Source organism: Saccharopolyspora shandongensis (assembly GCF_900106995.1).
GTDB classification, from domain to species: domain Bacteria; phylum Actinomycetota; class Actinomycetes; order Mycobacteriales; family Pseudonocardiaceae; genus Saccharopolyspora; species Saccharopolyspora shandongensis.
Map to the genome: position 1 here is coordinate 21,839 of NZ_FNOK01000052.1, position 16,176 is coordinate 38,014.

Here is a 16,176-nt window from a genome sequence, read left to right on the forward strand (position 1 = left end):
CGGCAGTCGCGTGAGTTCGACGAGAGCACGCTCGGCGCCTGGGGCGACCGGGCGCCGTGCCGTGATGCTGCTGGCGGCGGCCGTCGCCCTCGTGGCGGCGGCCGTGCTCGGCATCGCCATCGGCGCGCAGTCGCTGCGGCCCGCCGAGGTGCTGCAAGCGCTGATGGCCTTCGACGGCTCGTCCGAGCACCTGATCATCTGGGACGTCCGCGTGCCGCGCGTGCTGCTCGGCATCAGCGTCGGCGCGGCGCTGGCCGTCGCGGGCGGGCTGATCCAGACGCTGTCCCGCAACCCGCTCGCGGAGCCCGGCATCCTGGGCGTGACCGTGGGTGCCGGCTTCGCCGTCGCGGTCGGCTCCGCGCTCGGGGTGGCGGTTTCCCAGCTCGGCGAGCTGTTCGCGGCGATCGTGGGCGCGGTGCTGGCCGCGCTGCTGGTCTACGCGGTCGGGCGCCGGTCGCCGCTGCGGCTGGTGCTCACGGGCGTGGCGCTGAGCGCGGTGCTGTCCGGGTTGTCGCTCGGGTTGCGCCTGCTGAACCCCGACGTCTTCGACCAGTACCGCTTCTGGGCGGTCGGCTCGCTGGCCGGTCGCGAGCAGGTGCCGCTGGCGGTGCCGCTGGTCGCGACCGGATTGGCGCTGGTCGCGGCGATGCTGCTAGCCCGGTCCTTGAACGCGATCGAGCTCGGTGAGACCGTCGCGCGCACCCTCGGCACGCGCGTGGCGTGGGTGCGGGTGGCGACGCTGGTCGTGATCACGGTCCTGACCGGGGCGGCGACGGCGCTCGCCGGGCCGATCCTGTTCGTCGGGCTGATCGTGCCGCACCTCGCCCGCCGGATGGCCCCGGGCTCCGTTTCCTGGCAGCTGGCCTACACCGCCGTGCTGGGCGCGGTGCTGATGTTGCTGTCCGACGTCGGCGCCCGCGTGCTGCTGCCGACGGGGGAGGTGCCGGTGGCGATCGTGACCGGCTTCCTCGGCGGCCCGGTGCTGATCTGGGCGGTCCGGCGATACGGGTCGGTGGCGCTATGAACGCGATCGTGGTTCGTGCGCGCGGCCGGGCACTGCGCCTGCCGCGCCGGACGGTCCTGCTCGCCGCCGCGCTAATCGTGCTGATCCTCGGCCTGTCGCTGCTCGGGCTGTGCTTCGGCGCTTCCTGGCTGACTCCGGGCGAGGTGCTGGCCGCGCTCGCGGGCACCGGCGACTGGACGGTGGTCGTCGCGCAGTGGCGGCTGCCGCGAGTGCTCGCCGGGGTCGTGTTCGGCGCGGCGCTCGGAGTTGCCGGGGCGATCTTCCAGAACGTCACCCGCAACCCGATGGGCAGCCCGGACGTCATCGGCCTCGACGCGGGCGCCTACACCGGCGCGCTGTTCGCGATCACCGTGCTGTCCGGGACCTCCGCGCAGCTGGCCGGGAGCTCGGTGCTCGGCGGCGTGCTGGCCGCCGCGGTGATCTACCTGCTCTCGGCGAAGGGCGGATTGTCCGGGCTGCGCCTGGTGATCGTCGGCATCGCGATGAACGCCATCCTCACCTCGGTGAACGCCTGGATCGTGCTGCGCGCCGAGCTGGAGGTGGCGATCGCCGCGGTCGGCTGGAGCGCGGGCTCGCTCAACGGCATCGACTGGGCCGACGTGTACCTGCCGTTCGCGATCATCCTGGGCCTGCTGGCGCTGCTGGCCACCCAGGCGCACGCGATGCACCAGACCGCGCTGGGCGACTCCGTCGCCGTGGCCACCGGTGTTTCGCTGCACCGGCACCGGTTGCTGCTGGTGCTGGTAGGCGTCGGATGCACGGCGACCGTGACCGCGGTGGCCGGGCCGATCGTGTTCATCGCGCTGGCCGCACCCCAGATCGGGCGGCGGCTGGCCAAGGCCGTCGGCGTGCCGCTGCTGCCCGCCGCGCTCACCGGCGCGGTGCTGCTGCTCGCCGCGGACCTGATCGCGCAGATGCTGCTGGCGCCGGTGTCGCTCCCGGTCGGCGTGGTGAGCGCCGCGATCGGCGGCTGCTACCTGATCTGGCTGCTCACCAAGGAAGTGGAGCGCGCATGACCTCGCGACTGAGCGCGCAGGAACTCAGCCTGGGCTACGGCGACAGGGTGGTTTGCACCCGGCTCGGCCTCGACATCCCGGATGGCGCGTTCACCGCCATCGTGGGCCCGAACGCGTGCGGGAAGTCGACCCTCCTGCGCGCGTTCGTGCGGCTGCTGAAGCCCGTTTCAGGCGCGGCGAACTTCGACGGCCGGCCGGTCGGGTCGTACCCGACCAAGGAGCTCGCCCGCTCGCTGGGCTTCCTGCCGCAGGACCCGGCGGTGCCGGAGAACATCCGGGTGGAGCAGCTGGTCGGCCGGGGCCGGTTCCCGCACCAGTCCTTCCTCGCCACGACCTCGGAGGAGGACGAGCGGGCGGTCGCCGAGGCGATGGCCGCCGCAGGCGTCGCGGAACTGGCCGAGCGGCCGGTCGCCGAGCTCTCCGGCGGGCAGCGGCAGCGGGTGTGGGTGGCGATGGTGCTGGCCCAGCAGACGCCCTACCTGCTGCTGGACGAGCCGACGTCGTTCCTGGACATCGCGCACCAGTACCAGCTGCTGACGCTGCTGGCGAAGCTGCGCGACGAGGGCCGCACGATCATCGCGGTGCTGCACGACATCAACCAGGCCTGCCGCTACGCCGATCACCTGGTGGCGATGAAGGACGGCCAGGTCGTGGCCGAAGGTGCCGCCGCCGACATCGTCGACGAGACGCTGTTGGAGGACGTCTTCGACCTCCCCAGCATCGTCGTCCCGGACCCGCTGACGGGCACGCCGATGGTCGTCCCGAAGCCCTGACCCCCCAGGTGTGCCGCAATTTCAACGAGGTTTTTCCAACCTCGATTTGCGTGGCGGTGCGGGTGGCGGAACCTCAGAGGCTCCCTGGTCTGTGGGTGCCCTGACTTATGTATGTCCAATACACGGCGTCAGGGCCGTCCTCGCCGAGGGAACCCCGAGGGGGTGGGCGCCGTGAACCCGCGGCGGTGCAGGTGTCGTAGGTGGGCTATGCGCCTGCGGCGCATGCGGCACCCCATCGACGTGCAGCTTTGCGACCCGCGGCTGCGGGCTCACCAGGATGAAAAACGCTCATTGAAATTGCGGGAGTTGTCCACAGTCCTTCGGCGTGTCGTGGCCCGACACGCCGAAGGACTGCAGTTTCCATTGAAACCGCGGGACCGGGTTCGCGCTGCCGAGCTCGGTGAGATCGGCGTGACGTTCGCTTGAGATTGTCTTAGCTTAGCCTAAGCTAATGATGACCTTGGTGTTCGTCACTCCCGGGAGCCCGCGTTGAGCACTGCCAGCATCGAGTCCGACACCCCTGCCGCGGCGCCGAGCGACCGGGTGATGGAGCTGACCCGCGCGCAACTCGGTGTCTGGAACGCGCAGCGGCTGGAGCCGGACTCGCCGTACTACGTCGTCGGCGACGTCGTCGAGCTCTCCGGGCCGGACCCGATCGACGTGGACGCGCTGGCCGATGCCGTGCGGGCCACCACCGACGAGGCGGAGAGCCTGCGCCTGCGGGTGTTCGAGACCCCGGACGGGCCGCGCCAGCACATCGACGAAGGCCCGACCGGACTACCCGAGATCGTCGATCTGCGGGCCGAGGCCGCCCCGGCGGCCGCCGCGGAGGCGTTCATCGCGGCCGAGCGCGCGCGGCTGGCCGCGGAGTGCCGGGAGATGGTGGGCCGCAGGCTCTACACCCGGACCGTGCTGCGGCTCTCCGACCGCGAGGTCTGGTACACGCAGCTCGGCCACCACCTGGTGTTCGACGGCTACAGCGCGGCGATGCTGGCTCGCCGCACCGCCGAGCACTACACCGCACGGGTGCAGGGCGTCGAGGTGTCGCCGTCGCCGTTCGGCCGGTTCGCCGAGCTCGTCGAGGCGGACCGGGAGTACCTCGCCAGCGAGCGGTTCGCGGCGGACCGCGACTACTGGCGCGACGTGCTCACCCCGCTGCCGGAGCCGGCGACCGCGGTGGACGAGCCCGCCGGGCCCGCGGACGAGACGCTGATCGCGCGCGCGGTCCTGCCTGCCGACGAGGTGGCCCGGCTGCACGCGGTCGCCGAAGCGGCGCGCACCAGCTGGGGCGAAGTGCTCATCGCTTGCTACGCCGCGTTCGTGCACCGGGTGTCGGGGGAGTCGGACGTGGTGTTCGCGCTGCCGCTGATGTGCCGGTTCGGCTCCGGCCTGCGCACCCCCGGGATGGCGGTGAACGTGCTGCCCCTGCGGGTGCCCGTGCGCGGCGGCGACCGGCTTCCCGAACTCAGCCGCTGGGTGGCCAAGGCGATGCGCGACATGCGCAAGCACCAGCGCTACCGGGGCGAGAACCTGCCGCAGGACCTCGCCGCGCCGGGTGCCGGCGCGCTGCTGCACGGCCGGGGCATCAACCTCAAGGCGTTCGACCTGACCATCGACTTCGGCGGCGCGACCGGCGTGCTGCGCAACATCGCGGGCGGGCCGCCGGAGGACCTGGGACTGAGCGTGCTGCCGACCGCCGACGGCGGCCTGCTGCTCGGCTTCGAGGTGGACGCGCGTACCAACACCCAGTCCGATGTGGACGGAAGGCTCGCCGCGCTGCGCCGGCTGCTGGCGCAGCTCACGGCGGATGAAGCCCCGGCAGTGGGGCAGGTGGAGCTGGTGGAGCCCGCGCTGCGGGAAGAGCTGCTCGCCGAGTGGTCGGTGCCCGCGCTGCCGGGCGAGCCGGTCGACGTCCCGACCGCCCTGAACGAGCTCGCGGCCGCGGATCCGGAGCGGATCGCGCTGGTGCACGGCTCCGAGAGGTTGTCCGCCGCGGAACTCGCCGCGCGGGTGCACCGGCTCGCCCGCGCGCTGCGGGCGCGGGACATCGGCCCGGACGACGTGGTGGCGCTCGCGCTGCCCCGCTCGGTCGACCTGGTCGTAGCGCTGCTCGCGGTGCAGGACGCGGGCGCCGCGTACCTGGCGCTGGACCTCGCGCACCCGGCGGGACGGCTGCGCGAGCTGCTCGCGGACGCTCGCCCCGCACTGCTGCTCACCACCGGGGAAACCGGGCTCGACGTCGATGTGCCGGAAGTCGAATTGCACGCCCCGGAGTTCGCCGCCGAACTCGCGGGCTACGCCGATACCCCGCTGGCGGACGACGAGCTGGCCGCGCCGCGGCACCCCGAGCACCTCGCGTACGTGCTCTACACGTCGGGCTCGACCGGGCGGCCGAAGGGCGTGCTGGGCAAGGTCGGCGCGCTCGCCGGTCTCCTGCACCACAACCGCAGCACCGTCGTGGCCGAGACGCACCGGCAGGCGGGGCGGCGGTTGCGCACGGCGCACACCTACTCCTTCGCCTTCGACGCCTCCCTCGACCAGCTGCTCTGGCTGCTGTGCGGCCACGAAATGCACCTCTACGACGTAGAGCTCGCCAAGGACGCCGACGCGCTGCTCGCCGCCTACCGCGAGGACCGGATCGACGTCGTGGACACCACGCCATCGATGGCGGCGCCGCTGGTGGACGCGGGATTGCTGGACGACGAAGCCCACCGGCCGTCGCTGCTCGTGCTCGGCGGCGAGGCCACACCGGGCGCCCTGTGGCAGCGCGTCGCCGGCTCGCCGGTGCCGGGCCGCAACCTGTACGGCCCGACGGAGGCGACCGTGGACGCCACCGCCGCGATGATCGACGGCGCCGAACCGACCATCGGCCGGCCGCTCGCGGGCACCCGCATCTACCTGCTGGACGCCGCGCTGCGGCCCGTCGCGCCGGGCGCGGCCGGCGAGCTCTACCTGGCCGGGCCGCACCTCGCCCGCGGCTACCTGAACCTGCCCGCGACCACCGCCGAGCGGTTCGTCGCCGACCCGTTCGGCGCGCCCGGCGACCGCGCCTACCGCACCGGCGACCTCGCCCGCTGGGTGCCCGGCCGCGGCCTGGAGTACCTGGGGCGCGGCGACGGGCAGGTGAAGATCCGCGGCTACCGGGTCGAGATCGGCGAGGTCGAGGCCGCGCTCGCCGCGGTCGCCGGGGTGAGCGCGGCGGCGGCCGTGCTGAACACCGACGGCGAGCGGCCGAGGCTGATCGGCTACGCCGTGCCGTCGGACGGGGCCTCGCTCACCCCGGAGGCGGTGCGCACCGCCGTCGCCGAGCGGCTGCCGGACGCGCTGGTCCCGTCGGCCGTGGTGCTGCTCGACGAACTGCCGGTGACGATCAACGGCAAGCTGGACCGGGCGGCGCTGCCCGCGCCGCGGATCGAGTCCGGCCGGGCGCCGAGCACCGAGCGGGAGCGCCTGCTCTGCGCGGTCGTCTCGGAGGTGTTCGGCGCCGACGAGGTCGGGGTGGACGAGGACTTCTTCGGCCTCGGCGGCGACAGCATCTCGGCGATCACCGTCAGCGCCCGGCTCCGGGCGCACGGCCTGCACCTCCGGCCCCGCGACCTGCTGGCGCGCCGCACCCTCGCCGCGCTCGCGGCCTCGGCGGAGGAGATCGCGGACGAGCCCGCGCAGGTTCCGGACGACCCGACCGGGCCCGTGCCCGCGCCGCCGATCGTCCGGGGACTGCTCGACCCGCACCCGGACGTCGACGTCGTGGCGGGCTACGCGCAGTGGACCGCGCTGCATGTGCCCGAGGGCCTCGCGATGGGAGACCTCGTCGTCGGTGTCCAGGCCGTGCTCGACCGGCACGACGCGCTGCGGCTGCGCGCGGAGGGCGCCGACGCGTTGACTGTGCGTACGCTCGGTGCGGTGCCCGCGCAACGCGTCGTCCGCGAGGTGCCGGCTCCGGCGGATATCGCTGGTATCGCTGAAGAATTGGCGGCCGAGCTGGACCCGCGCGCGGGCCAGGTGCTCCGAGTGGCCTTGGTGCGCACCGAGGCGGGCGTGCCCGGCCGGCTGCTCGTGCTGGCCCACCACCTGATCGTCGACGGCGTGTCCTGGCGGGTGCTGCTGCCGGACCTGCACGCGGCGTGCCGAGCCGCGGCGGACGGCACGAAGGCCGAGCTCTCCCCGGCAGGCACGTCCTGGCGGCGGCACGCGACGCTCCTGGCGGAGCAGGGCGAGCAGGGGACTCGGCGCGGCGAGTTCGAGGATTGGCGCCGGGCGGCGGAAGCCGCGGTCCGGCTTGGCAATCGCGGGCTGGACCAGCGGCTGGACACGGTCAAGACGCGATTCCGGAGCACGACCACGGCCACGCCGGAGGCCACCGCGGCCGTGCTGACCGCGCTGCCGGAGGCATACCGCGCCGGGGTCGACGAGGTGCTGCTGGCCGCGCTGGTGCTCGCGCTGCGCTCCGTGCGGCGCGATCGCGGCCTGCCCGGCACGGACGCCGCGACCGTCACGATGGAGGGGCACGGCCGCGAACCGCTCGTGGACGGCGCGGACCTCTCCAGCACGGTCGGCTGGTTCACCGGCGAGTACCCGGTCCGCGTCCCCGCGGACGCGGTGGCCGCCGATGCGGACCTCGCCGAAGCGCTGGCCGGTGGCCCGGCGGCCGGGCGGCTGCTGCGCGCGGCGAAGGAGGCCAAGCGCTCGATCCCGGACGGCGGCATCGGCTACGGCGTGCTGCGCCACCTCGACCCCGAGACCCGGACCGAGCTCGGCGCGACGCCGCCGCCGGACGTGCTGCTCAACTACCTCGGCCGGTTCGCCCCGCTGCCGGGCGAGGGCTGGCGGCTGCCCGACGGAGACGCGTTCGCCGTGCTGGAACCGCCGGACAAGGCGCTGGAGCAGGTACTGGCGCTGAACTGCTTCGTGCACGAGGCCGACGCGCCCCGCCTCGCCGTCGAGTGGACCGCCGCCGGGCTCGTGCTGACCCCCGAAGACGTGGCCGAACTGCAGAGCGCGTTCGCGACCGCGCTGGACGCGCTGGCCGCGCACGCAGAGGGTCTCGGCGCCGGTGAAGGCGGGCTCACGCCCTCCGACCTGCCGCTGGTGGAGCTCGACCAGGCCGGCATCGACGCGCTGCAGGCCGCCCGGCCGATCGCGGACGTGCTGCCGGCAACCCCGCTGCAGGTCGGGCTGTCCTTCCACAGCATGGTGCGCGCCGATACCGATGCCGACGTCTACGTCGTGCAGGCGATGACGCACCTGGCCGGCATGTTGGAGCCGGAGCGGTTGGCGGGCGCGGCGGCGGAACTGCTGCGCCGCAACCCAGCGCTGCGGGTCTACCTGGACACGACCGCTGCGGGTGAGGTCGTGCAGGTCGTGCCTGCGGACGTGGACTTGCACTGGCGCGAGGCCGACCTGTCGGCTTGTTCTCCGGAAGAGCGGGAGTGCGCGCTCGCCGAGCACGCCCGCGCGGAGCTCGACCGCCCCTTCGATCCGGCGCGGCCGCCGCTGATCCGGTTCCTGCTGTGCAAGCTCGGCGAGACCGAGCACCGGCTGCTCATCACCAACCACCACGCGCTGCTGGACGGCTGGTCGATGCCGCTGGTCGGGCGGACCCTCCTCGCGATCTACGCCGAGCTCGGCGGCGGCGATCCGGTGCCGACCGCGCCACCGCTCGTCGAGTACTTCCGCTGGCTGGCCCGCAGGGACGGCGAGGCCGCGCTGCGGGCCTGGCAGGATGCGCTGGCCGGGGTCGACGAGGGCACCCGGCTGGCGCCGGCGAACCCGACGTCCCGGGTGGACCGGCCGGGCCGGGTCGCGATCGGGCTCGGCGCCGGGTTCAGCGCCGAACTGCGCGCCTTCGCGCAGGCCAGGGGCATCACCCTGACCACCGTGCTGCAGACGGCGTGGGGCGTGCTGCTCGGCAGGCTCACCGGCCGCCGTGACGTGGTCTTCGGCTGCCCCGTGTCGGGCCGGCCCGCCGAGGTGGACGGCGTGGCCGCGATGATCGGGCAGCTGGGCAACACCATCCCGGTCCGGGTGCGGCACGCCGCGGGCGACACCGCCGCGCGGCTGCTCGCCGACGTGCACGAACGCAGCGTCGTCCTCGCCGATCACCACCACGTGGGCCTGCCGGAAATCCAGCGCGCCGTCGGCGCGGGCGAGCTGTTCGACACGATGCTCGTGATGGAGAACTTCCCGCTCTCCAGCAGGCAGCGCACGCCGCTCGCGCCGGGGCTGGAACTGGCGGGCGTGGACATCACCGACGCCACGCACTACCCGCTGACAGTGGTCGTCATCCCCGAGGACGAGATCGTCATCGGGCTCGGCTACCAGTCGCGCGCGTTCGACGAGGCGACCGTCCGCGACTACGGTCGCTGGCTGCTCGCGCTGCTGCGGGAACTCGTCGCCGACCCGGATCGCCCCGTCAACCGGCTGCCGATGCTGGAACCCGCCGAGCGGCGCGACCTGCTCGCGGCGGGCACCGGGGCCGCGCCCGCACACGCCTACGGCGGCGTCCTGGCGCGGTTCGCGAAGTGGGCGGGCGGCAAGCCGGACGCCGAGGCCGTGGTGTGCCGCGACCGGGTGCTCAGCTACGCCGAGCTGGACCGGCGCGCGAACCGGCTGGCCCACGCGCTGCTGGCCGCCGGCGTCCGGCCGCAGGACCCGGTCGCGGTGCTGCTCGGCCGGGACGTGGAACAGGTCGTGGCGCTGTTCGGCGTGCTCAAGGCGGGGGCGGTGTACGTCCCGGTCGATCCGGGCTACCCGGCCGACCGGCGGGCCTACCTGCTCGGCGACGTCGTCCCGGCAGCGGCCGTGACCACCTCGGACGTGCTGGCGGGCCTCGACGGCGGCCTGCCCGCGGATCTCCGGGTGATGTCGCTGGACGACACCGCGCCGGACGGCCCGGCCGAGTGGGACACCGACCCGGTGGACGCGCGCAGCGGCCTCACCGAGGACGCGCTGGCCTACATCATCTACACCTCCGGCACGACGGGGCGGCCGAAGGGCGTCGCGGTGCCCCACCGCGGCATCCCGGATCTGGTCGCGCTGCAGGAGGAGACGTTCGGGATCACCGAGCGCGACCGCTACCTGCACTTCGCCTCGACCAGCTTCGACGTGGCGTTCTTCCAGACGATGATGCCGCTGCTCTCCGGCGGCACGCTGGTGATCGCGCCGGAGGAGGTGCGGATCCCCGGCGACGAGATCCTCGACTACGTCGCCGAGCACCGGGTGACCGCGCTGAACCTGCTGCCGTCGTTCCTGGCCGCGATGCCCGACGACGCCGAGGTCGACCCCGGCGTGATGTTCATGGTCGGCGCGGAGCGGCTCGATCCCGCGCTGGCGCGGCGCTGGGGCGACCGGCGCGCGCTGTTCAACTGCTACGGGCCCACCGAGGTCACGATCAACGCGGTGACCTGGCACTACGACCCCGACGACGCGGGACCGCTGCCGATCGGCCGCCCCGATCCCAACGTGCGCGCGTACGTGCTGGACGAGGGTCTGCAGCCGGTCGGGGTCGGCGTCACGGGCGAGCTGTACCTCGGCGGCCCGGGCGTGGCCCGCGGCTACGTCGGCAGGCCGGACCTCACGGCCGCGGCGTTCGTCGCCGACCCGTTCGGCCCGCCGGGCTCGCGGGCCTACCGCACCGGCGACCTGGTGCGGTGGCGGCCGGACGGGCAGCTGGTGTTCATCGGCCGCGTCGACCACCAGGTCAAGATCCGCGGGTTCCGGATCGAGCTCGGGGAGATCGAGAGCACGCTCACCCGGCACCCGGACGTGCGCGCGTGCGTGGTGATCGTCCGCGAGGACGAGCCGGGGCAGCGGCGGCTGGTCGGCTACGTGATCCCCACCGACGGCGCCGACTTCGACGCCGCGCGGCTCCGCGAGCACCTCGCCGCCCAGCTGCCCGACTACATGGTGCCGACCGCGCTGCTCCCGCTGACCGCGCTGCCGCTGAACACCAGCGGCAAGCTCGACCGGGCGGCATTGCCCGCGCCCGGCCCGGCGGCGGCCGCGCGGGAGCCTGCGACACCCGCAGAAGCGTTGCTGCTGGACGTCTTCCGCGAGGTGCTCGGCACCGGCGCGATCAACCTCGACGACGGGTTCTTCGAAGTCGGCGGCGACAGCATCGTGGCGCTGCAGGTGGTCTCGCGCGCCCGGCGTCGAGGGCTGGGCGTGAGCCCGCGCGACGTGTTCGAGGGCGGCACCGTGGCGGGCATCGCGGTCCTCGCCGAAGTCGACGGCGAAGACCGCGATGCGGCCCCGGCTTTCGGGGACGTCCCGCTCACGCCGGTCATGCGCGACCTGCTGCGCCACGGCCCGGCCGCGTCCGGGTTCTGCCAGTGGATGGAGGTGTGCGTGCCGGCCGGGGGCGACGAGGCGACCTGGCAGACGGTGCTGGACGCCGTGCTCGCCCGGCACGACGCGCTGCGCGGTCACCTCGTCGAGCCGGTCGACGGGGCGGAGCCGGTGCTGCGCATCCCCGAGCCCGGCGCGGTTACCGGCGCCGACGTGCTCACCCGCGTCACCGCGTCGGTCGACGACCCGCGCCTGTTGCTCGACGCGCACATCGCCGAGGCGCAGGCCCGGATGGACCCGTGGACCGGGCCGCTGGTGCGCGCGTTCTGGCTGGACCGGGGGCCGGACGAGCTGGGCAGGCTGGTGTTGCTCGCGCACCACCTCGTGGTCGACGGCGTGTCCTGGCGGATCCTGCTCGACGACCTCGCCCAGGCGCACGAGGCGGCCGCCGCGGGCACTACGCCGGAACTGCCCCGGTACGGAGAATCGCTCCTCGGCTGGGCGCGCTCGCTGCGCGCGGCGGTCGAGGCTCGGCAGCCGGAGCTGCCGCATTGGCAGGCGATCGCTGATGCACCGGCGGCACCGCTCGGCGCGAAGTCGCTGAACCCGGCGCGAGACACCGCCGCAACCTTGGTGCACCACGAGATCCGGCTCGACCCAAAGTCCACCCGCGCCCTGCTCACCACGCTGCCCGCCGCGTACCGGTGCACGCCGGACCCGGTGCTGCTCACCGCGTTGGCCAGGGCGGTGCGGGCCTGGCGCGGGGAAGCGGCGGACCTAGTGGTCTCGCTGGAGAGCCACGGCAGGCCGCCGCACACCCTGGACCGGTCCGGCCAGGTGGACCTGTCCCAGACGGTCGGCTGGTTCACCGCGATCCACCCCGCACGCGTGGCGCTGCCCGGCGGCGCCACGGCGGCGGCGCTGAAGTCGGTCAAGGAACAGCTGCACGCGAGCGGCGACGGCCTCGGGTACGGCATCCTCGCCGGCTCGATCCCGGTGATCCGGCCGCAGATCAGCTGGAACTACCTCGGCACCTATCCGACCGGCGGCGGCGAGGACGCGGCCTGGCGGCGCCCGGCCGACGCGGACCCGTTCGGCTCCGGCGGCGGGGAAGACCTCCCGCTGGACCACCAGCTCATGATCAACGCGCTGGCGCGCGACGACGGCGACGGCGTCGCGCTCGGCGTCCGGCTCAGCTGCCCCCGCGAGGTGTTCGCGGACGGGGAGATCGCCGGACTCGCCGAGCACCTGCGCGCGGAACTGCTGGCCGTCGCCGCCGATCCCGGCGCGGCGGAGGGAGCCGGGCTCACGCCGTCCGACCTTCCGCTGGTCGACCTCGACCAAGCCGCGATCGACAAGTTGGAGACCGAGCGCCGCGTGGCGGACGTGCTCCCGCTCGGGCCGCTGCAGAAGTTGATGCTGAGGCACTCGCGGGGCCGGGCCGACGGCGCCGCTGACCCGTACACGGTGCAATCGACGTTCTCCATCACCGGCGCGCTGGACGTCGATGCGCTGCAGGCCGCATGCGGCGACCTGGTGCGCAGGCACCCGAACCTGGCCGCGGTGTTCCCGCCCGACCGGGCGGTGCAGGTGATCCCCGCCGATCCGCGCCCGGACTGCAGGCTGGTCGAACTGGATCCCGGTGCGGTGGAAGAAGAACTGGCTGCGGACCTCGCGGAACCATTCGACCTCGCGGCCGGGCCGCCACTGCGGCTCACCGTGCTCCGGACCTCGCCCGAGCAGGCCGAGGTGGTGCTGACCAGCCACCACGTGCTCTCCGACGGCTGGTCCGCGCCGCGCATGCTCTTGGAGCTGTTCACGCACTACGCGTCGCAGGTGCAGGGGAGTGCGCCGAGCGCTCTGCCCGCGCCGGTGCCGTTCGCCTCATACCTGCGGTGGCGTGCAGAGCGGGATCACGACGCCGACGCCCGCGCGTGGGCGGCCGAGCTGGATGGGTTGCCCGAGGGCGACCACCTGGCGGCCGCCGGCGGAGCGCTCACGGCCGGGGAGTTCCCACAGCCGGTGCTGTTCGAGGTGCCCGCGGAACTGGTCACGGCGCTGACCTCGGCCGGGGCGGCGCACGGGCTCACCGCCAACACCCTGCTGCAGGGCGCTTGGGCCGCGGTGCTGGCGGCGCGCTCCGGGCGTGCGGACGTCTGCTTCGGCGCGATGGTCTCCGGCCGCGCGGCCGGGGTCGACGGTGTCGAGGAGATCGTGGGACTACTGGCCAACGCGGTGCCGGTGCGCGCGCGCTTCGCGGGCACGGTGGGCCAGGCGTTGGCCGATCTGCAGGCGCGACAGCAGGGCATGGCCGATCACCAGCACGTCGCGCTGCCCGATCTGGAGCGGCTGCTCGGCCACCGCGGGCTGTTCGACAGCCTCGTGGTGTTCGAGAACTACCCGGCCGACCCCGAACGCCTGCGCCACCCCGCGCCGGGGCTGACGGTCACCGGCACCCGGTTCCGCGAGGCGACCCACCACCCGGTGACGCTGACCGTCGTGCCGGACGGCGGCGGCTGGGCCGGCGTCCTCGGCCACCGGCCCGAAGCGATCACCGCGGCGGACGCCCGGGCGCTGAGCCGGGAACTGCTGGGCGCGCTGGCCGGGCTCGCGGGCGGGCTGGACTCCGATGCGGCCGGGTTCGTCGGGCAGCTGCGGAACAACGATGGCTGAGGCGGCCACCCGCGAGCGCATCGACCCGGCGCTGTGGCGCGCCGCGTTCGTGCTGGTGCTGGGCACGTTCATGGCGACGCTGGACGCGACGATCGTCAGCGTCGGCATCCGGGAGCTGATCGCCGACTTCGACGCCTCGGTCACCGAGATCCAGTGGGTGACCACGGCGTACCTGCTGGCGGTGGTCACGGCCGTCCCGGCGTCGGGCTGGCTGGCGGGCCGGTTCGGCGGCAGGCGCACCTGGCTCGCCGCGGTGGCGCTGTTCCTGCTGGGTTCGGCGCTGTGCGCGCTGGCCTGGTCGGCGACGAGCCTGATCGCGTTCCGGGTGTTGCAGGGCCTCGGCGGCGGGCTGCTCCCGCCGACCGGTCAGGCGCTGCTGGCCCGTGCCGCCGGTCCCGCCCGGATCGGGCGGGTGATCAGCGTGGTCGGGGTGGTGCCGCTGCTGTCCCCGGTGCTGGGGCCGCTGATCGGCGGCTCGATCCTCGGCGTCGCGGACTGGCCGTGGCTGTTCTACGTCAACCTGCCGATCGGGATCGTCGCGCTCGCGCTGGCGCCGCGGTGCGTGCCCGCGGACCTGCCGCCCACCCGCCGGGAGCCGTTCGACTTCGTCGGCGCGGCGCTGCTCTCGCCGGGAATCGCGGTGCTGGTGTTCGGGCTCGGCGAGGTCGGCGCGCGCACCATGCCGATCGGGGTGGCGCTGGGCGCGGCGGTGCTGGGTGTGGGCATGCTCGCCGGATTCGGGTGGCACGGGCTGCGGACCGACCGGACTCCGCTGCTGGATCCCCGCCTGTTCGCCCGGCCGCCGCTGGGCGCGGCCGCGCTCGCGCTGGTGGTGCTCGGCGCTTCGGTCTTCGGCACGATGTTCCTCCTCCCGCTGTACCTGCAGGAGGGGCGGGGTCTGTCGGCGTGGGAGGCGGGCCTGCTGCTCGCGCCGCAGGGCATCGGCGCCGCCGCGGGATCGCTGGTGGTCAACCGCCTCATCGACCGGCTGGCGACGCGGACGCTCGTGCTGACCGGGATCGCGCTCATCGCGATCGGCACGGCCCCGCTCACCAACCTCGCGGTGCTCCGAACGGACGCGCTGCTCGGCTCGGCGCTGCTGGTGCGCGGCGTCGGCATCGCGATGATCAGCGCGCCGGTGATGAGCGCCGTCTACCGGCGGATGCGCCCGCCGGAGCTGCCCGGCGCGTCGTGCGCGCTGAACATGATCAACACCGTCGGCGGCTCCGTGGGCACCGCGCTGCTCGCCGTGGTGCTCCAATCCAGGCTGGCAGAGCGGGAAGTCCTCGGCGCGATGGGCGTGCCGGTGGCGTTCGCCGACGCCTTCTGGTGGGTCCTCGGCTGCTGCGTCGTCGCGGTGCTCGGCGCCGCGCTGCTTCCGGGGGCCGCCAAGCCGGATTCGGCCGCGACGCCGGCCCCGCGCGCCCGTTAGCCGGTCTGCAGGAGCTTGGCGATCTCGGCGGCGATCACGTCCGGCTCGGTGAGCGGGACGTAGTGGTTGGAGCGTTCCGCGATGACGTGGCGGCCCTGCGGGGACTGCGCGGCGCGGTGGGCGTGCGAGGCGTTGGCCTCGGCGCGGATCGCGGGGCCCATGCCGCTGCCGGTGCGCCCGCCGGAGATGACGGTGACCGGGATGGAACCGAGGTCGGGTGCGGCGTCTCGCCAGGTGGCGAGTTCGTCCAGGAACGTCCGGGCCTGCTGTCGCTGGGTGCGCAGGACTTCCGCGGTGAACCCCTCGCGTTCGAAGTCGCGGCGCACGTCGTCGGGCAGTTCGGCGAGCATCCGGCGGAAGGGCACACCGAGCAGGCCCAGCCGGGCGAGGACCGAGCCCGCGGCCAGCGCGTAGCGCTCGCCGCGGCGGAACCGGTTGCCGAACAGCACTTCCGCGGCCTCGTCGGTGGGATCGATGAGCACCAGCCCGGCGATCCGGCCGGGCCGGCCGGCGGCGGCGAGGCGGACGATCGGGCCGCCGGCGCTGTGCCCGACCAGGACGAACGGGCCGGGTTCGAAGTGGTCGAGCACCTCGTTGAGGTCGTCGGCCATGCGCCGGAGGGTCCGGTTGGAGCGGTCGGGCGCGCTGCGGCCCAGGCCGGACCGGTCGTAGACGATCGCGCGGGCGTGGCGGGCGACTTCCGGCTGGACGGCGGCCCAGGAGGACCGGCTGGCACCGGAGCCGGCCTCGAAGACGACGGTCGGCGTGGCCGCGTCGGGCGGGCCGGGTAGGACCATCGCGTGCAGCCGTCGCCCGTCCTGGGTGGGGACCCAGTCCGATTCGCCTTGGGTGTGCCGAGCGGTGTCAACCATGGTGGATTCGCCTCAGGTCGCTGGTGTTCCGGGCATTCGGCGGGCCCGCGCCGAACGTGGTTCGCAGGGGAGCGGGGGCCGTCCTAACAGGACGTTGTGC

The 16,176-nt window shown here is 74.2% G+C and carries 6 protein-coding genes; 5 read left to right on the top strand and 1 reads right to left on the bottom strand.

Features of this window, described 5'->3' with window-relative positions; genetic code table 11:
• The first annotated feature begins 64 nt into the window (after positions 1-64).
• The 5 genes from BLW84_RS36240 (at position 65) to BLW84_RS36260 (ending at position 15,204) form a co-directional block, all read left to right on the top strand.
• Positions 65-1,024, top strand: a complete 960-nt coding sequence (locus BLW84_RS36240; protein ID WP_093275115.1) for a FecCD family ABC transporter permease — start codon at positions 65-67, stop codon at positions 1,022-1,024.
• A complete protein-coding gene (locus tag BLW84_RS36245; protein WP_093275117.1) occupies positions 1,021-2,040 on the top strand; it encodes a FecCD family ABC transporter permease in 1,020 nt (339 codons plus the stop codon). Before BLW84_RS36240 ends, BLW84_RS36245 begins: the two co-directional genes overlap by 4 nt.
• Positions 2,037-2,813: an ABC transporter ATP-binding protein gene (locus tag BLW84_RS36250; protein WP_093275120.1), complete on the top strand. Its 777-nt coding sequence runs from the start codon at positions 2,037-2,039 to the stop codon at positions 2,811-2,813. Before BLW84_RS36245 ends, BLW84_RS36250 begins: the two co-directional genes overlap by 4 nt.
• A gap of 546 nt (positions 2,814-3,359) precedes the next feature.
• Positions 3,360-13,772, top strand: coding sequence for a non-ribosomal peptide synthetase (locus tag BLW84_RS36255; protein ID WP_093275179.1), 10,413 nt, complete (start codon positions 3,360-3,362; stop codon positions 13,770-13,772).
• Positions 13,765-15,204: a DHA2 family efflux MFS transporter permease subunit gene (locus tag BLW84_RS36260; protein ID WP_093275122.1), complete on the top strand. Its 1,440-nt coding sequence runs from the start codon at positions 13,765-13,767 to the stop codon at positions 15,202-15,204. Before BLW84_RS36255 ends, BLW84_RS36260 begins: the two co-directional genes overlap by 8 nt.
• Here the strand turns inward: BLW84_RS36260 and BLW84_RS36265 are convergent.
• On the bottom strand, positions 15,201-16,076 hold the full coding sequence (locus BLW84_RS36265; RefSeq protein WP_093275124.1) for an alpha/beta fold hydrolase: 876 nt from the start codon (positions 16,074-16,076) through the stop codon (positions 15,201-15,203). The two genes, BLW84_RS36260 and BLW84_RS36265, sit on opposite strands and share 4 nt — an antisense overlap.
• Positions 16,077-16,176: the final 100 nt, after the last annotated feature.